The organism is Peribacillus simplex NBRC 15720 = DSM 1321 (genome assembly GCF_002243645.1).
Taxonomy (GTDB): domain Bacteria; phylum Bacillota; class Bacilli; order Bacillales; family DSM-1321; genus Peribacillus; species Peribacillus simplex.
This window is the reverse complement of the sequence record NZ_CP017704.1, coordinates 1,513,700-1,531,470: the sequence shown is the minus strand read 5'-3', so window position 1 is coordinate 1,531,470 and position 17,771 is coordinate 1,513,700. Positions and strand designations below refer to the sequence as shown.

Sequence of the window (17,771 nt, the reverse complement as noted above, 5' to 3'; positions counted from 1 at the left end):
GTCGTTCAGTATTTGCCTGCTTATGTACCGGTTGAAATACGCGGAGCTGAAGGAAATCGAACGAGTGGTGTGAAAACGCGATACATAAAGCGGATGCAGTCTTGGTTAACTATGGGTTTATCTCTTGATGGAAGAGAAGATGAACCAATCATAAAAATAGAGAAGGAGGAGGGCATCTTGGCTAAATATACAGTTGTGGATCAAGAAACTTGCATTGCTTGCGGTGCCGCTGCGCCGGAAATCTTTGATTACAATGATGGGGAGTCGCATTCGTCATCCTGGATGAAAATGAAGGAACCGCAGAAATCGAGGAAGATTTATTTGATGACTTGGATGATGCACTGGAAGGCTGCCCAACAGAGTCCATCAAGGTGGAATCGTCGCCGTTTAACATATTAGTTGAATAAAAGACTGGTCCAATTCCGATAATTTCCTTTTATTTAGTAAAAAGACGGAATAGTCTTGCATTTAATATAACAATAAAATATAATAACGTTATATAAACGTTATATATTATCGAATAAGAGGTGTTTTGGATGAACGTTCTTTTAAATGATATGGCAGAACAAGAAAAGCTAAATCAATTTATTGCCAGAATCGAGGCTGGAGAAAAGATAGAAGCGGATGATTGGATGCCGGAAGATTACCGAGGCACCCTCATCAAATTAATTTCAATGCATGGCATAAGTGAAATCATGGGGGCGCTTCCAGAAAAGGAATGGGTACCTAAAGCTCCGACCTTAAATAGAAAACTTGGAATCATGGCAAAGGTGCAGGATGAAATGGGGCATGGACAATTATTGCTTCGAGTCGCAGAGGATTTGCTAAAGCCTTATAACAAAAAACGAGATGACCTAATGCAAGATTTATTTAAAGGAGATTTAAAGTTTCATAATGTTTTCCATATGGAAGCAAAAACTTGGGGAGATGCAGGATTGATTGGCTGGTTGGTTGATGGGGCAGCGATCATTTCCCAAACGAACATGCTTGGCGCTTCATACGGACCTTATGCCCGTGCGCTACAAAGGATTTGCGCGGAAGAAGTTTTTCACGCTCAGCATGGTGAAGCGATCATCATGGCTTTGGCTGAAGGAACGGAAGAACAAAGGAAATTGGTTCAAGACTCCATCAATTATTGGTGGGAATCCTTGTTACTCTTCTTTGGACCTCCGAGTAAGAAAGAAGTGGGCTCATCCAAACAGGATGTAACGATCAAATACAGGATCAGAACAAGTACGAATGAAGAGCTTCGCCAAGCCTTCTTTTCTAAATATGTGAAGCGGATCCTTTCACTCGGCTATACCATTCCTGATGAAACACTTCGATTTGATAAAGAATCGGAAACCTGGATTTACCAACAACCTGATTGGGGGAAATTGAAGGTATACGCAAGGAATGAAGGGCCCCGTTCACAGGATCGCTTAAGTCTTCGAAGAATTTCTTATGAAAATAATAAATGGGTGCGCGAAGCGTTAGCGCCGAAGGTCATCTAAGAGAGGGGGAAGGACTATATGGAAACTAGACAAAAAACTTACTTTGAAGAATTTGAAGTATTTAGCCGTAAAACACAAACCTCACCTGTTCAATATCATTTTAGCTTGCTGGCCCCTAATGAGGATATTGCCATCATGATGGCACAAGAAAACTTCATGAGACGTGAAGCGGTTGATGATATCTGGGTCGTCAAAAGACAGAATATACGGAAAATGACGGTCGAGGAAAAGAAAACGCTTCAACGTATTGATAATAAAGATTACAGGACCACAAAAGGGTACGGGTATTTAAAGAAAAAATGGCGAAAGTATGAGCAGGGAATGCTCGATGAAAAAGAGATAATGTCTTGGGCTGGAGGTGTGAAAAATGAAGAATGAATCATTGAAGAACATCGCAATCAAGGAATTGCTGCTTCAACTGGCGGACGATGACTTCATCCATTCATACCGTGGTGCAGAATGGCTTGGACTCGCACCGCATATTGAAGAAGATGTTGCATCCGCTTCGATATCTCAAGACACGATGGGGCATGCAGCCATATATTATAAGTTACTGGATGAACTCGGTGAAGGCGATGCTGATAAGCTTGCTCACGACCGTCCCGCCAAGGAACGGCGCAATGCGATCATTCTCGAATTGGTCAATGGTCCTGGGTACTATATGAAAGACCCGGATTATGATTGGGCGTTTGCGGTAGTGCGGAATTATTTTTATACCCAAGCCAAAGCGATTAAGGTTCAATCCCTTCATTCATGTTCATATGAACCGCTTTCTGAAGTGGCGCAAAAGGTACAAATGGAACTTTACTATCATTTGATGCACTGGAAAACATGGTTCGTCCAATTGCTGGGATCTGGTCATTTGGAAGCGGTTTCGAGAATGCAAGCGGCGATTGGGAAAACAATGCCGGATTTTGCTGGCGTATTTTCACTGGGACAATATGGAGAGGAAATGGTTGAGCTCGGCTTGATAGAGGGCGAAGCTGACTTACAGAAAAAATGGATCGAGGCTATCACCCCAATTTTTGAAAGTGTTGGCTTGGCAATAACTATTGAAATAGGCATGGCAAGAGGTGATGGTCGTAATGGGCAGCATACGGAAGATTTGGAAAAGGCGCTAGAAACGTTAAGCGAAGTGTACGCAGCCGATAAAGCAGCTTCATGGTGAATCAATAGAAAGGGGAGGGGTACCATGTCGGCCGTACAGTTAAACACAGAAGAAATATATAAACTCCTGGAAGACGTTAAAGATCCCGAAATCGATACAGTAAGTATTCTGGATTTAGGGATGGTTGAAGACGTGACGGTTTCGGGCCATGACGTTTCGGTAAAAATGCTGCCAACTTTTCTTGGGTGCCCGGCATTGTCGATCATTCAAAAAAATGTGGAAACAGCCCTTCGACAGCTGCCTGCCATAAAAAATGTAAGTGTGGAATTTTTACGTTCCCCTTCCTGGACATCCGATCGAATTACGGAAAAGGGGAAAGCTGGATTGAAGGTTTTCGGAATCTCCCCTCCTCCTCGACAAATGAAAAGTGATGGATCATGGCATGTGGACTGCCCATATTGTGAATCGACATATGTCACGATGGAAAATATCTTCGGTCCAACGGCCTGCCGCAGCATTTTATATTGTAAAGCATGCAAAAATCCGTTCGAAGCAATGAAACCGATGATAAAAATAATCTAATAAAATGGAGGTTCTATAAAATGGTAAAGTTAATCGCCCTATACAAACAACCTGAAAACAAGGAAGAGTTCGATGAGCACTATTTCAATGTACATGGTCCGATAACGGAAAAAATTCCTGGTCTTCAAAAAATGGAGGTAACTAAAATTGTAGGGACCCCAATGGGCAAAGACTCTGAGTATTACATTCTTTGTGAAATGTATTATGAAGACCACGATGCATTGCAACAAGGAATGCGTTCCGCGGAAGGAAAAGCATCAGGGAAAGACCTAATGGGCTTTGCCGGGAAACTTGTAACGATGATGATCGGAGAAGAAATAAAATGAATGCGCTTCAATTCATTGAAACGTCAATTGCGGAGGGCATTGGTTATATTTCTTTAAATCGTCCGAAGCAACTGAATGCCCTTAACAGGAAAATGGTTAGGGAAATAGTTTCAACCATGGAAGAATTCGACCGGGACCCACAAGTGAAGGTGATCTTGCTATCGGGCAATGGAAAAGCATTTTCCGCTGGAGCTGATATTGACGAGATGGTGAACGACAATCCAATCAGTATGGAGTTAACGAACCAATTTGCCGATTGGGACCGAATAAGCCTAGTCAAGAAGCCTGTGATTGGTGCGGTGAAAAGTTTTGTATTCGGTGGTGGTTTTGAACTTGCTTTATCCTGCGATTTCCTTATCGCTTCCAGTGATACCCAGTTTTCCTTTCCGGAAGTGACATTAGGGGTCATGCCTGGTGCAGGAGGAACCCAAAGGTTGACGAAATTGGTAGGCAAGACAAAGGCACTTGAATGGATATTGACGGCTGAAAGGATAAAGGCAAAGACAGCTCTGCAATATGGTTTCATTAATAAGATCGTGGCACCTGAATTGTTAATGGAAGAAACGGTTGATTTTGCTAGAAAGATAGCAAAGCAACCCGCGTTAGCTGTAAGACTGATTAAAGAATCCGTCAATAAAGCCGTTGATTACCCCTTATATGAGGGCATGCAATTTGAAAGGAAGAACTTCTATATTCTTTTTGCATCAGAGGACCAAAAAGAAGGAATGAAAGCATTTGTTGAAAAAAGAGAGCCGAATTTCACAGGCGAATAAGGGGTGCTCTATGTACGAAACGATCAAATATAGGGTTGAAAATGGAGTGGCTTGGCTTACTTTGAACCGTCCTGATAAACTTAATGCCTTTACGTCCCAAATGAATAAGGAAATACAGAAAGCGATCAAAATATCCGCAGGGTCAGATGAAGTGCGGGCCATTATCATTACAGGGGAAGGCAGGGCCTTTTGTTCGGGGCAGGATTTATCGGATGTTAATGAAGGCATGAATTTAGGCCAGATGCTTCGCGACGACTACGGTCCGATGATGCAGCAAATAGCAAACTGTGAAAAACCGATCATTGCAGCAGTCAATGGAGTGGCTGCAGGGGCTGGTTTCAGCCTAGCGCTGGCATGCGATTTCCGGCTTGTTTCTGAAAAAGCCAGTTTTTTAAATGCTTTTGTCAATATCGGGTTGATCCCTGATTCGGGGAATTTGTATTACCTTTCGCGGATCGTTGGTCATGCGAAGGCCTTGGAATTATCATTATTGGGGGAAAAGGTTCCTGCAGCCGAAGCGAAAAATATCGGGCTCGCTACAAAAGTGATCGATGTGGAAGAATGGAACGAGCAATTGAAAGCCTTTGCAGAGAATATCGCAAACAAACCAACGAAAGCAATCGGTTTAATTAAAAGATACTTAGAAGCTTCCTATCACCTTTCATTGGAAGAATACTTAAAAGAAGAAGCTGAGGGTCAGCGAATTGCTGGCTTAACGAAGGATTATGCAGAAGGTGTGGCAGCATTCACTGAAAAAAGGAAAGCTCAATTCATAGGCAAGTAATATAGAAAAGGGAGTGGGATTACATGGTTAGAGTACAAGAGGCGGCATTTGAAAAAGCGGAAATGAAGCGTGATTATTATCATCTGATCATTAATGGAGAAAGAGTGGAAAGCTCTGACGGTTCTACGATTGATGCGTACAATCCTGCGACTGGTGAAATCATTGCCAAGGTTGCAAAGGCGACCAAGGAAGATGCAGAAAAAGCTGTTCAAGCTGCACGTGAAGCATTTGATAACGGGAAATGGAAGAGGACCCCGATTAATAAACGGTCTCGTGTATTGAATAAAATTGCTGCAATCATGCGTTCACGCTTTAATGAATTGGTTGAATTGGAGGTCCTGAACAGCGGCAAATCCATTTCTGCAGCGCAAGGCCAAGTCATGCAGGCAATTGAAGATTTCGAGTTTTATGCAGGCGCTTTAGTTGCACACCGCGGATCTGTCAATAATGTTCCTGGTCAATTCCATAACTATACGGAAAAAGAGCCAGTAGGTGTTTGTGCTCAAATCATCCCTTGGAATTACCCTATGATGATGGCAGCGTGGAAAATTGCACCTGCAATCGCAGTTGGATGTTCAGTCATTGTCAAGCCAGCTTCGTTAACGCCGCTGACTGCCATTGTATTAGGGGAAATCTGTTTAGAAGCTGGTGTTCCTTCCGGCGTGGTCAATATCATTCCAGGTCCTGGATCGGACGTAGGGAATTACCTGGTCGAGCATCCGAAAGTGAATAAGGTGGCCTTCACGGGCTCTACGCCAATCGGCAGGGATCTCATGGGCAAAGCCTCACAGACATTAAAAAGGGTGACATTGGAGCTTGGCGGTAAGTCCCCTAATATTGTCTTCGAAGATGCGGACCTTGAAGCAGCTATCGATGGATCATTATATGGCATTTTCTACAATACTGGGCAGTCTTGCGAAGCTAGATCCCGTTTATACGTTCACGAAGACATATATGATGAGTTCGTTGCTAGATTCGTAGAAAAAACGAAAAAATTGAAATTGGGCAATCCGCTCGACAAAGAAACACACGTCGGTGCAGTCATAGATCAAGGGCAATTGGATGTCATCGACAATTATGTACAATCTGCCATTACTGACGGAGCGAAAATCCTGACAGGAGGAAAGCCAGCGGTAATTGAAGGTTTCGAAAACGGTTATTGGTATGAGCCGACGGTGATAGCGAATGTCAATCATGAAATGGATGTAGTGAAAGAGGAAATATTCGGGCCGGTTGTTGTCATAATGAAATTCAAAGATGAAAAAGAAGCCGTGAGACTCGCAAATGATACGGAATTCGGTTTGGGTTCAGCCCTATGGACAAAAGATGGCGGGCGTGCGACTAGAGTGGCGAATCAAATAGAAGCGGGAATCGTCATGGTGAATTGCCCATTCTCCGCATTTCCTGGAACACCTTTCGGAGGGTATAAACAGTCAGGGTTCGGCCGGGAACTTTGTATTGAGACACTTGATCTTTATACAGAAACGAAAAGCATCATTTCCTATCATGGAAGCCGTCCCTTAAATCCCTTTGGAATTTAATAAAACATAAAATAGGCGGCTGGCTGAACGGTATGTCGGAAAAGTAATTCAGGTATGGATGAATGCTGATCTGGTTCATCGTAGCCAGCCTCTATTTATTTTTGAAGGAGGAATAAATGAATGATTAGAAATTTAGTGATTGTCGGATCTGGTGTCATGGGCAGGGGAATAGCTTATGTAGGAGCAACAGGCGGCTTTAAGGTAGTACTGGTGGACGTGAATCAGGATGCTTTGGAAAGTGCAAGAAAAGAAATCGATGCCATTTTTGAGAAGGGTGTGCGCTACCAAAAAATCACCCAGGAAGAAGCGGCAGCCGCAAAAAGCAGATTTTGCTATTCTTCCAATTTGAAAGAATCAGCAGCATATGCCGACTTGATCATAGAGGCAGTTCCGGAAAAGGCGGAAATTAAGAGGGCAGTCTTCGAAACGATTGAAGTCCATGCAAAAGAAGACTGTTACTTTGCAACCAATACTTCCACGATGAGCCCTACGGAAATTGGTTCTTATGGAAAGCGTCCCGAAAGAACGATTGCCATGCATTTTTTCAATCCTGTACAAAAGATGCCACTCGTTGAAATTGTACGTGGTCTAGAAACCAGCGATGAAACGGCAGCCATAATAAAAGAGGTAGCCGGAAAAATGGGAAAAGAAACCGTGGTCATAAATGAATTCCCTGGGTTTGTAACCAGCAGGATCAGCTGCTTGGTAGGTAATGAAGCGTTCTATATGCTTCAAGAAGGTTTAGGAACACCGGAAGAAATCGATAAGGCAATAAAGTTAGGGCTGAATTACCCAATGGGACCTTTTGAGCTAGGTGATTTGGTGGGATTGGATGCCCGTTTAAATAATTTAAAATATTTACATAGTAAACTTGGTGAGAAATACCGCCCGGCCCCGCTCCTTGAACAATATGTTAAAGCTGGCAGGCTCGGCCGAAAGTCAGGTAAAGGTGTGTACGATTATACAAAAGATGGCGAGCTGGTGAGGAAATGAAGGATGTTGTGATTATCGATGCTGTGAGAACACCAATCGGCAGATATAAAGGCGCTTTGAAAAGCGTTCGCCCGGATGACCTCGGTGCAATTGTAATCAAGGCGCTGACCGACCGCAATCCAGAGTTGCCGCCGGATCAAATAGAAGATGTCATATTCGGGAATGCAAATCAAGCAGGGGAGGATAATCGTGATGTTGCCCGGATGTCCGCCCTTTTAGCTGGTCTTCCGGTAAACGTAGCTGGAACGACAATAAATCGTTTGTGTGGATCCGGACTGGATGCCGTCATGTATGCTGCACGCTCCATTGCTGTAGGTGAAGGCGATATTTATATCGCAGGCGGTACTGAAAGCATGACAAGGGCACCGTACGTCATGGCCAAACCTGAGAGTGAATTTCCGCGGGGTTCAATGGAACTTCAGGATACAACGATCGGATGGCGCTTCACGAATGAGAAACTTAAAGAAATGTATGGCACGGATTCCATGCCTCAAACGGCTGAAAACGTCGCACGGCGTTTTTCCGTTTCAAGGGAGGACCAAGATCAATTCGCGTATCAAAGCCAGCAAAGAGCGAAAAACGCAGTGGAAAATGAGCGTTTCATTAATGAAATCGTACCTGTTCGATATACAGACAGTAAAGGGAATGAGGTCATTTTCGATAAAGATGAACACCCTCGTCCTGACACGACCATCGATAAGTTGGAAAAACTCAAACCGATCTTTAAAGGCGGCACTGTAACGGCCGGTAATGCTTCAGGTGTAAATGATGGAGCCTCGGCATTACTTTTGATGAGTGCAGAAAAGGCACGGGAGCTTGGATTGAAACCTCTTGCCAAATATGTTGTAGGGGCGGTAGCGGGCTTAGAACCGTCCATTATGGGCCTTGGTCCGGTTCATGCCACTATAAAAGCATTGGAGAGGGCGAGTTTGACGATTGAAGACATCGGGCTAGTGGAATTGAATGAAGCATTCGCTTCCCAATCCTTGGAGTGCATCCGCCAATTGAAATTGGATCAGGAGAAAGTGAATGTCAACGGCGGGGCAATAGCGTTTGGGCATCCGCTTGGTGCAAGCGGGGCGCGTATTTTAACAACACTTGTCCACGAAATGAAAAAGCGGAAAGTACGCTATGGTCTTGCGACGATGTGTGTAGGCGTTGGCCAAGGCATATCCGCCATTATAGAAAATATTGAAAAAGATTGATGATGTGCCCGGTCCTAATTAGTTTTATCTGCAAAAGGGTCATTTTTATAAAAAGGGGAGGAGACTCATGTCCAAGGTTATTTATAAAGTGATAAATCAAATCGGCTATGTAACAGTGAATCGGCCCGACGTATTGAACTGCTTCGACTATGAGACACTTTGTGAACTGCAGGAAGTCATCGATGCAGTTTATTATGACGGCGATATCCGTGTCGTTATTTTCACCGGTGCAGGGGAAAAAGCATTCAGCGCAGGAGCGGATTTGAAAGAAAGGAAGTCTTTGAATGATGCGGAAGTAAGAAGGAACGTTAAAGCGATTCGCGATGTTTTTAATAGTATCGCAGGGCTTCCGCAGCCAACCATAGCTGCCGTCAATGGATATGCATTGGGGGGAGGATTTGAATGGCTGCTTTCATGTGACTTTGCAATTGCTGCGGAAGGTGTTTCTTTGGGGCTCACTGAAACTAGCTGGGCCATTATTCCTGGGGCAGGCGGTACACAGCGGCTGCCAAGATTGATTGGGGAAATGAAAGCGAAGGAATTAATCTTCACCGCTAAAAAATTGACTGCAGAAGAGGCATGTCAATTAGGGATCCTTTTAAAGGTCGTGCCAAGGGATCAACTTATGTCAGCTTGTGAAGAATTGACAGCCAATATCATGAAAAATGGGCCGATTGCAGTCAAACAAGCCAAATATGCGATTGACCAAGGAATGAATACCGACTTGCAAACCGGAATGGCCATAGAAGGAAAAGCCTATGAATTGACCATCCCGACTCAAGACAGATTGGAAGCGCTCCTAGCATTTAGTGAACGGAGAAAAGCACGATTTACTGGTGAATAATATTGCGCTTTCATTTTAAAAAGATATAATAATTATTATGTCTTCCGTGTGAAAATAGTAACAAAGTAAGGACGAGGTGAGAAAGATAGGTACTAATACTCAATCTATGATTTTTACGATATACGGCGATTATATCCGTAACTATGGAAGTAAAATCTGGATAGGCAGTTTAATTCGTTTGTTAAAGGAATTCGGTCATAATGAGCAGGGAGTTCGTGTAGCCGTTTCACGAATGGTCAAACAAGGGTGGATTCAGTCAGAAAAGCAGGGAAATAAAAGCTATTATTTTTTGACTGATCGCGGTGTGCAGAGAATGGATGAAGCGGCCAATCGCATATATAAGATGAAACCGAATGAATGGGACGGTAAATGGCGTATTTTAATGTACACGATCCCTGAAGATAAGCGGCAATTACGGGATGATCTCCGTAAAGAATTATTATGGAGCGGGTTTGGCAGTTTTTCAAGTGGTTGCTGGATTTCTCCTAATGATTTGGAGAAACAAATCAATCGCTTGATCGAGAAATATGACATCAATGAATATGTTGATTTTTTCATTTCGGAGTACAAAGGTCCAAAAGAAAACCAATCGCTTGTAGAGAAGAGCTGGCATTTAGAAGAGATTGAAAATAAATATGAAGAATTCATCGAGAAATACAGCAAACAATTCATCGTTCATCAAAGCATCATCAGCAGGGGGGAAATGTCCGATGCTGATTGTTTTGTGGAACGAACGAACTTGGTGCATGAATACCGTAAATTTTTATTTATCGATCCGGGCCTGCCAAAGGAACTTCTGCCTTCAAAGTGGAATGGGAATCATGCTGCTCTTTTATTTAGCCAGTATTATCAAGTCTTGGCTGAACCAGCAAGCCGTTTCTTTGAAAGCGTATTTCAGGAAAACAATGATCTATGCCGGAAAGACGAAACATATGATGCGAAGGATCATCCACTTATCATTAAGTGAAAAAGAGCTTCAGCCAGTCGCTAATGACTTGCCGAAGCTCTTTTCACATTATCAATTTCGACTCTTGCAATAATTAATCAAGTATCCCTTTGAAGTCTTTTCCTTTTTGAACATATGTATCGATCGAAAGTTGGATCAATTCAAGATCTTTATTATTCAATCTGCGAACCACTTTCCCCGGGGAACCAATAACCAGTGAACGTGGTGGTATGATTTTGCCAGAGGAAATCAATGTGTTCGCTCCGATGATGCATTCTTCGCCGATCTCTACATTATCCAAAATCGTTGAACCCATACCAATAATGGAGCGTTTGCCTATTTTACAACCATGCAGGATAACATTATGACCAACCGTCACTTCGTCTTCAATGACAACCGGGCATCCTTCAAATAAATGAATGGTGGAGTTATCTTGAATACTGCATTTTTCTCCTATTGTAATTGAATCCTCATCACCGCGCAGTACGGCATTAAACCAAATGGTCGAGTCTTTCCCAATCGAAATATCACCGATTAAATGAGCACCAGGTGCCACGAAAGCGGTATCATCAATGGATGGTTTTTTATTATTGTACGGAATAATCATAGTCTCGCTCCTTTTGGAATAGTCAGAATTGTTTTTCTAATGAATATAGTATAACATTAAATAGACAGGGAGGGATGAAAGTGAAATATATTTGTGAACTTTTTGCGATAAAATATCCAATTATACAAGGTGGCATGGGGAATATAAGCAATGCAAGTCTTGCCGCTGCAGTATCCAATGCAGGGGGCCTAGGGACAATAGGGTGCGGTACCATGAACCCTGGACAGGTAGAAGCCATCATTCTCGAGACCAAAGATAAAACCAATAACAATTTTGCGTTGAACATTCCAATAAACGTTAGTCCATATACAGATGAGTTAGTGAATCTTGTCCTGAAGCATGATATACCTGTAGTTTCCTTATCTGCAGGAAATCCTGCCCCTTTCATTCCACTATTGCAAAAAAAGAATATAAAAGTGATCGCCATCGTTGCGTCGGTCAAGCACGCGCAAAAAGCGCAAGCTGCAGGGGCCGATGTGTTGGTCGCAGAAGGGTTTGAAGCTGCCGGCATCAATTCGAACCTGGAAATGACGACCTTTACACTCATTCCGCAAATCAGCAAGCATGTGACGCTTCCAGTTTTGGCAGCTGGCGGAATAGGCAATGGACAGGGGTTGGCAGCTGCATTGATGCTGGGGGCTTCAGGAGTCCAATTAGGAACCAGGCTTATCGCTACACAAGAAGCACCGTTCCATCCGTCATATAAACAGAAACTCATCGAAGCGATGGGCAATGATACGGTAATTTTGGGCAGATCATTTGGCCAGGTCAGAAGGGTATTGAAGGACCCCTATACCGAGAAAGTCCTGGATTTGGAAAAACAGGGACTGTCTCCTATGAATTATCGTGAAATGACCTCTGAAGTCCATCATATTAATGGGGCGATGAACGGGGATGTTAACAATGGTTTTATGAACAGCGGCCAGGTTGCCGGATTGATTGACGATATACCTACGGTAAAGGAATTACTTGATGGCATGATGAAAGATGCGAAAAAACAAATGGAGGATGGATTGAGCAGGCTCTCTGCCCCTTTTATGATTTGAGAACGGAGACTACGATAGTCTTGTCTACCAGAGGTTATTCCCTTCGTTAACAGCTAAAATTAATGGATCTTATGTAATAACCATTTGAAAAGGGAAAATTCTATGGAAAATCAAAGACCAATCACTATTAGTCAATTCATAACAAAGAAGGCGCCTTGATCAGGCGCCTTTTTGATTTATGTCATTATTAGCAGCATCCACCGAAGCCGCCGCCGAATCCCCAACTGCATCCGATGATGATCAACAAGATGAATAATACGATCAGCAATGCAAATCCGTTATCGAAACCGCCGCCACAACAATCGTTACCATTTCCACCCATTTGATTTCCTCCTCATACATATTATGAATAACATACCTAGCAAAACATCTTTACCAGGAATACTCCATACTATGTATTCTAGGCCGAAGTGTTTGCTTATTCTAAAAAAATGGGCATGGGTAGATCAGGGGGAATAAGCCCGAATATTTTTTTGATTTCGTTTTAAATGTTATAATATACCATGTGGATTGTGGGGGAAGGGAGCTGAATTAAGTCATGAAAGTTGCCATTATAACGGATGTGCATGGTAATGCATCAGCGTTAAAAGCCGTTCTTAGGGATATTGATCAAAGGGAAGATATAGATCGTCTCTATTGTTTGGGAGATATGGTTGGGATTGGCCCGGATACAAATGAAGTTCTTGAACTTTTATTTTCAAGAAATGATTTATCGATGATAACTGGAAATCATGATGAAGCTGTCTTGGCCATCATTAACGGGGAGCCGCATCCGGCCGGTCATATTCATGTAAAGGAGCATCATGAATGGATAGCAGATAGGATGCATCGGAAATTCATAACTAAATTGGAACAATTACCTCGTACCATACATCATATCATTAATGATCACTCCGTTTACTTCACCCATTATCACATGGAATCGAAGAAATTGGATGAGCACATAAGCCAAAATCCATTTAGTAAAATCGTTGAACCGAATTTAAATAACTTAGAAATGCTTTTCAAAGATCAGCATCACGATTTAATAGGGTTTGGTCATCATCACCCTATCCACCTTTTTAAAAATGACCGAACGATATTCCTGAACCCTGGTTCTCTTGGCTGTAATGGTGAACCAGTTGCTCCTTATGCCATTGTTACGATTAAAAATACCGGTATTCAGGTAAATCTTGAAAAAGTATCCTATGATAATACATCGTTCCTGTTATCGTATAAAAGCTTACAAGTTCCAGAGCATGAATTCATTATACGTGCCTTCCATGGCGGGCAGCAGGCCTAATACGTTTATAATTGAAGTATGGGGAAATGTTGAGCATAAAGGTACATGCTTGTGGATACGATAATAGGCAAACATCATGATGCTGGAGGTAGGTTATGAAGGAAAAGGAACAGGTAAGTCAAGAGCAGGAAGAGATGGAACGGCACAGTCTTGTCTGCAATGATGAATTGTTTAATAAGGATCTGCACGCCATTGTCGATGATACGATGCAAGAAGAAAGATAAAACGGGAAAAACGCTGCAGGAATTGTCTGTAGCGTTTATTTTTACTTTGAAATGGGAAGGCAGAATATTGGTTTTTCGTAAAAAATCACGCCCTGCATCTCTCTTTTTACAGCCAGTGAATCGCGGAAGTGAATCATTTGAAACCATTCTGGATTTATCCCATACTATATATAAGTTTCAAATCAGAGAGGAGGGATGGCATGGGACATCATCATGGTCACTCCCATGATCATGGGCACGGACACCACCATCATTCTAATAATAAAAAAGCATTGTTGGCTTCTTTCTTATTAATCTCCACATTTATGATAGTCGAGGTCATTGGTGGATTCTTGACAAATAGTCTGGCTTTACTGTCGGATGCAGGTCACATGCTTAGCGATGCGGCAGCTTTAGGGCTTAGTTATACAGCGATAAGGTTGGGGGAAAGGAGAGCAACATCGTCCAAATCGTTTGGATATAAACGTTTTGAAATCATTGCTGCTTGTTTGAATGGATTGACTTTGATCGTCATATCCGTATTTATTTTCGTAGAGGCAATTAAGAGGTTCCTGGATCCCCCTGAGGTGCAAAGCATGGGAATGCTAATGATTTCTATCATCGGCTTACTTGTTAATATCATTGCGGCCTGGATTTTAATGAGCGGAGATAAGGAAGACAATCTGAATGTACGGAGTGCTTTTTTACATGTTATTGGTGATATGCTTGGATCTGTGGGTGCCATCGCGGCCGCACTCTTTATTTATTTTTTCGATTGGGGAATAGCAGACCCGATTGCGAGCGTCATAGTAGCGATTTTAATTATTATAAGCGGTTTTAGGGTAGTGAGGGATTCTTTCCATATCTTGATGGAGGGCACACCAGACCAAGTCGATATGGATGAAGTGAAAGCATCCTTGACGGAATTGGTGGGTGTATCCGAAGTCCATGATCTCCATATCTGGACGATCACCTCTGGTTTTTTGACAATGAGCTGCCATGTTGTCATAGATGAAAGCGGTAATCACGATTCAGTTTTAGCAGAAGCGCAAAAACTACTTCATGATCAGTTTGGAATCGAACATAGCACGATTCAAGTGGAAAGACAGGAAGCAGGCTGTCCGAATCCACACGAGACATGTAATTGAAAAGGGCTGGCTCAGTTTAGAGCCAGCCTCTTAAGAGTGTAATAAGAGTTCAAGCAATTTTATATCCATTTCCGACCATGTAGTACATTCCTGTTAAAATGAACCCAGATCACTTGCACGAAATGACTAAGTGAAAACATCGGTGAATTTTACTGCGAACATAATCCTGACACATAAAAAGGGTAAGATTGAGGGAAAAAGCTTGGTGCTTTTAATAGTTAGCATATACAACATGATTCCACTATAATTCAGGAAGGAGGAATCCATAAATGAAGAAAATTCTTGTAGTAGAAGATGAAATTGCCATATCGATGGTATTGAAAGCATATTTGGAGCGGGAGGGTTTTGATGTAGTCCAAGTTTACGATGGGCTAAAGGCCATTCCGGTGTTTGAAGAAACGAAGCCAGACCTTGTCCTGCTTGATGTCATGCTGCCGGGTAAGGAAGGCTGGGATATATTGAATGAAATTCGGGAGGACGATACATGTCCGGTCATTATGTTGACTGCACTGACAGATGTCGATTACAGATTATCGGGATTTAAGTCAGGTGCGGATGATTACATCTCCAAACCCTTCGTTGCCGAAGAAGTCGTGGCCCGGGTACATGCCGTTTTAAGAAGATCCTCATCGGTAGTTACGGAAGATGGTCATGTACATGAGTTTGGGAGTTTAACCATCGATGATCTGTCTTATATGGTGCATTTGAATGGAGAAGAGATAAACTTGACGCCGCGTGATTTGTCGCTGCTCGTTTTTTTCGCTAAGCACCCTAATCAAATTTTCACGAGAGAACAGCTGCTCGACCAAGTGTGGGGCTTGGATTATGACGGCAGTGACCGTGCGGTGGACCTGGCCATCAAACGAATTAGGAAGGCGATAGATGCATGGCCTGTAACTGAGGGGGAAATAAAAACCTTGCGTGGATTGGGGTATCAATTGAGTGTCTATGAAAACTAAAAAAAGAACCACTTTACAACGCTATTGGACTAAGAGATACGTATTGACCTTGATTTCCGGTTTGATATTATTGTCTGTTTTTTCCTTATGGTGGATGGAAAAAACGGCTCTGGAATATAGGCTTAGCCTTCTTAAGTACTTAGCTGATGAAACATCCGATCGGGCGATTAAGGAAAATGGTCAGATTGTCATTGGCCCGATCCTTTCGGAAATTGTTGAGGAAAGGGAGAAAATCCTCCATCTGAACCAACAGCCAATCATCTATATCGTCGATCCCGATGCCACCATCATTTATACGATGCCACAATTGTATATAGATCCGGATGAAAATAAACTCCCTGACGTCATCATGAAAAATACGGAGTTAATCCAGAAGGTCAAGATTTCCGACAACAAAGTATATGTCGTCAAATCCCCCATTACGTTTAATGATGAGACGAGAGGCTGGGTGGTCATTGCACAGGAAGAAGGGGCATTGAAGGAAATCAACCAAGATCATGGCTTGTTGGCGATCATGATTGGAGGCCTTCTGATTCTGGGAACGGGAGTCATTTATTTTCTTTCCAGGCAGATTTCGCGGCCCATTCAAGACGTAGCTAACGCCGCTGTCCAGGTTCGTGAAGGCAACTATGATATCCATTTCAAAGAGGAAGAGGAAATCAAGGAAGAAGAAATTTATGAACTGATAGAATCATTTAAGGAAATGACCAACCGATTGAAGGTCATGGAGAAGTTGCGGGCGGAATTGCTTGCAGGCGTAACCCATGATTTGAAAACGCCAGTCACTTCCATTAGCGGACTGATACAAGCGGTTAAGGATGATGTCGTTAAGGGAGAGCAAAGTAAGGAATTCCTCGATATTTCCTTAAAGGAAACTCAACGTTTACAAGGGATGATAGAGGATTTACTCAATCATAATGCCATATCTGCAGGCGCTTTTAAAATTCGGGTGCAAAAAGAGAATATCAATATATTCATTAAGGAAATTGCCCATCGCTGGCAGGTGACCCAGGATGATGATCAATCGTTCGCTTTTGAGATAAAAGTTCCTGATGAACCGGTCTTTGGTCAAATAGATTCATTACGGATGCAGCAAATCGTCATTAACCTTTTGAATAATGCCAGACATGCACTTGATGGCAAAGGGAAAATAGAGATTCACCTTTATGAAAAGGATGAAGAACGAATCTGCATTGATGTACTGGATAGTGGCCGGGGGATCCCGGAACATGAACAACAATATGTGTTCGAACCATTTTACCGAGGTGAAAACAAAAAGTTGAAGGTACGTGGTTTAGGTTTGGGACTGCCATTCAGTAGAATGCTCGCAAAAGCGCAAAAGGGAGATCTTGTGCTTAAGGATAGCGATGAACAAGGGACTACCTTCACGATTGTCATAGAGAAAGCGGATCAGATATAAAAAAGGGTTGTCCAATGTAATGGACAACCCTCTTATTATGCAGAATGCTAACTAATTAAGCCAATTGGCTGATTGCACGCCATAATTGTACATGACGGACCTTCCTTGGAAGGAAGCGTCCCATTTCTTCTTCATTATATCCTGCATGCAAGTTCTTATGGTCGAAAATGATTGGCCGGCGAAGTAAATCCGGGTTATCTTGAATAAGCTTGCAAAGATCATTAAGTGGTGTATTATTTATATCGATATTCAGGCTTTTGAATTTTTTGGAACGGGTTGAGATGATTTCATCTGTCCCGCCTTCCGTTTTACGTAAAATCTCTTTTATTTCTTCTATAGAAAGAGGTTGGGAATATAGGTTACGTTCATTAAAGGAAATTTCGTTCTTCTTAAGCCAAGCTTTTGCTTTACGACATGCTAAACTGCTTGGAGTAGTATAAATTGTTATCATTAAAATCGACTCCTTCAAAGTTTTCAAGTTTATTGGAATGAAATTATTTTTATATTTGTG

The 17,771-nt window shown here is 42.4% G+C and carries 21 protein-coding genes and 1 pseudogene; 19 read left to right on the top strand and 3 right to left on the bottom strand.

Going from position 1 to position 17,771, the window contains the following annotated elements:
* Nucleotides 1–177: 177 nt before the first annotated feature.
* The 13 genes and pseudogenes from BS1321_RS07250 to paaX all read left to right on the top strand — a co-directional run bounded on the left by BS1321_RS07250 (nt 178) and on the right by paaX (nt 10,616).
* Nucleotides 178–407 (top strand): annotated as a pseudogene (locus BS1321_RS07250) (ferredoxin).
* A gap of 129 nt (nt 408–536) precedes the next feature.
* A complete protein-coding gene (gene paaA, locus BS1321_RS07245; protein WP_063232375.1) occupies nt 537–1,493 on the top strand; it encodes a 1,2-phenylacetyl-CoA epoxidase subunit PaaA in 957 nt (318 codons plus the stop codon).
* A gap of 18 nt (nt 1,494–1,511) precedes the next feature.
* Nucleotides 1,512–1,871: a 1,2-phenylacetyl-CoA epoxidase subunit PaaB gene (gene paaB, locus BS1321_RS07240; RefSeq protein WP_063232374.1), complete on the top strand. Its 360-nt coding sequence runs from the start codon at nt 1,512–1,514 to the stop codon at nt 1,869–1,871.
* A complete protein-coding gene (paaC, locus tag BS1321_RS07235) occupies nt 1,861–2,661 on the top strand; it encodes a 1,2-phenylacetyl-CoA epoxidase subunit PaaC (protein WP_063232373.1) in 801 nt (266 codons plus the stop codon). Before paaB ends, paaC begins: the two co-directional genes overlap by 11 nt.
* Nucleotides 2,662–2,685: 24 nt before the next feature.
* Entirely contained in the window at nt 2,686–3,183 is a 498-nt protein-coding gene (gene paaD / locus BS1321_RS07230; RefSeq protein ID WP_063232372.1) for a 1,2-phenylacetyl-CoA epoxidase subunit PaaD, read from the top strand.
* A gap of 20 nt (nt 3,184–3,203) precedes the next feature.
* Nucleotides 3,204–3,509, top strand: a complete 306-nt coding sequence (locus BS1321_RS07225) for an EthD family reductase (RefSeq protein WP_063232371.1) — start codon at nt 3,204–3,206, stop codon at nt 3,507–3,509.
* Nucleotides 3,506–4,282 carry an enoyl-CoA hydratase/isomerase family protein gene (locus tag BS1321_RS07220; protein WP_063232370.1) on the top strand — a complete coding sequence of 259 codons (777 nt, stop codon included), beginning with the start codon at nt 3,506–3,508 and terminating at the stop codon, nt 4,280–4,282. Before BS1321_RS07225 ends, BS1321_RS07220 begins: the two co-directional genes overlap by 4 nt.
* A gap of 10 nt (nt 4,283–4,292) precedes the next feature.
* A complete protein-coding gene (locus BS1321_RS07215; RefSeq protein ID WP_063232369.1) occupies nt 4,293–5,066 on the top strand; it encodes an enoyl-CoA hydratase-related protein in 774 nt (257 codons plus the stop codon).
* Between the two features lie 23 nt (nt 5,067–5,089).
* Nucleotides 5,090–6,607 carry an aldehyde dehydrogenase family protein gene (locus BS1321_RS07210; RefSeq protein ID WP_063232368.1) on the top strand — a complete coding sequence of 506 codons (1,518 nt, stop codon included), beginning with the start codon at nt 5,090–5,092 and terminating at the stop codon, nt 6,605–6,607.
* Between the two features lie 120 nt (nt 6,608–6,727).
* A complete protein-coding gene (locus BS1321_RS07205; protein WP_063232367.1) occupies nt 6,728–7,600 on the top strand; it encodes a 3-hydroxyacyl-CoA dehydrogenase in 873 nt (290 codons plus the stop codon).
* A complete protein-coding gene (locus BS1321_RS07200) occupies nt 7,597–8,805 on the top strand; it encodes an acetyl-CoA C-acyltransferase (protein WP_063232366.1) in 1,209 nt (402 codons plus the stop codon). Before BS1321_RS07205 ends, BS1321_RS07200 begins: the two co-directional genes overlap by 4 nt.
* Nucleotides 8,806–8,872: 67 nt before the next feature.
* Nucleotides 8,873–9,649, top strand: a complete 777-nt coding sequence (locus tag BS1321_RS07195; protein ID WP_063232365.1) for an enoyl-CoA hydratase-related protein — start codon at nt 8,873–8,875, stop codon at nt 9,647–9,649.
* Between the two features lie 85 nt (nt 9,650–9,734).
* On the top strand, nt 9,735–10,616 hold the full coding sequence (gene paaX / locus BS1321_RS07190; RefSeq protein ID WP_094246683.1) for a phenylacetic acid degradation operon negative regulatory protein PaaX: 882 nt from the start codon (nt 9,735–9,737) through the stop codon (nt 10,614–10,616).
* A 73-nt stretch (nt 10,617–10,689) separates the two neighbouring features.
* Here the strand turns inward: paaX and BS1321_RS07185 are convergent, their stop codons facing one another.
* Nucleotides 10,690–11,202: a gamma carbonic anhydrase family protein gene (locus BS1321_RS07185; RefSeq protein WP_063232363.1), complete on the bottom strand. Its 513-nt coding sequence runs from the start codon at nt 11,200–11,202 to the stop codon at nt 10,690–10,692.
* A gap of 80 nt (nt 11,203–11,282) precedes the next feature.
* Between BS1321_RS07185 and BS1321_RS07180 the strand changes: the two genes are divergently transcribed.
* Nucleotides 11,283–12,248 (top strand): NAD(P)H-dependent flavin oxidoreductase, encoded by a 966-nt coding sequence (locus tag BS1321_RS07180; RefSeq protein ID WP_094246591.1) that lies wholly within the window; start codon nt 11,283–11,285, stop codon nt 12,246–12,248.
* 187 nt (nt 12,249–12,435) lie between these two features.
* On the opposite strand, the gene BS1321_RS07175 is transcribed toward BS1321_RS07180, so the two are convergent.
* Entirely contained in the window at nt 12,436–12,570 is a 135-nt protein-coding gene (locus BS1321_RS07175) for a YjcZ family sporulation protein (protein WP_063232361.1), read from the bottom strand.
* Nucleotides 12,571–12,786: 216 nt separating this feature from the next.
* Between BS1321_RS07175 and BS1321_RS07170 the strand changes: the two genes are divergently transcribed.
* The 5 genes from BS1321_RS07170 (at nt 12,787) to BS1321_RS07155 (ending at nt 17,260) form a co-directional block, all read left to right on the top strand.
* Complete coding sequence (locus tag BS1321_RS07170; protein ID WP_063232360.1) at nt 12,787–13,530, top strand: metallophosphoesterase family protein; 744 nt, start codon at nt 12,787–12,789, stop codon at nt 13,528–13,530.
* A gap of 95 nt (nt 13,531–13,625) precedes the next feature.
* On the top strand, nt 13,626–13,754 hold the full coding sequence (locus BS1321_RS28495) for a hypothetical protein (protein WP_257790334.1): 129 nt from the start codon (nt 13,626–13,628) through the stop codon (nt 13,752–13,754).
* Nucleotides 13,755–13,954: 200 nt separating this feature from the next.
* A complete protein-coding gene (locus BS1321_RS07165; RefSeq protein WP_063232359.1) occupies nt 13,955–14,881 on the top strand; it encodes a cation diffusion facilitator family transporter in 927 nt (308 codons plus the stop codon).
* A 269-nt stretch (nt 14,882–15,150) separates the two neighbouring features.
* Nucleotides 15,151–15,840, top strand: a complete 690-nt coding sequence (locus tag BS1321_RS07160) for a response regulator transcription factor (protein ID WP_063232358.1) — start codon at nt 15,151–15,153, stop codon at nt 15,838–15,840.
* Nucleotides 15,830–17,260, top strand: a complete 1,431-nt coding sequence (locus BS1321_RS07155; protein WP_232522803.1) for a HAMP domain-containing sensor histidine kinase — start codon at nt 15,830–15,832, stop codon at nt 17,258–17,260. The genes BS1321_RS07160 and BS1321_RS07155 overlap by 11 nt, the downstream gene beginning before the upstream one ends.
* 55 nt (nt 17,261–17,315) lie before the next feature.
* Here the strand turns inward: BS1321_RS07155 and spx are convergent, their stop codons facing one another.
* Nucleotides 17,316–17,711: a transcriptional regulator Spx gene (spx, locus tag BS1321_RS07150; RefSeq protein ID WP_063232356.1), complete on the bottom strand. Its 396-nt coding sequence runs from the start codon at nt 17,709–17,711 to the stop codon at nt 17,316–17,318.
* Between the last annotated feature and the right edge of the window lie 60 nt (nt 17,712–17,771).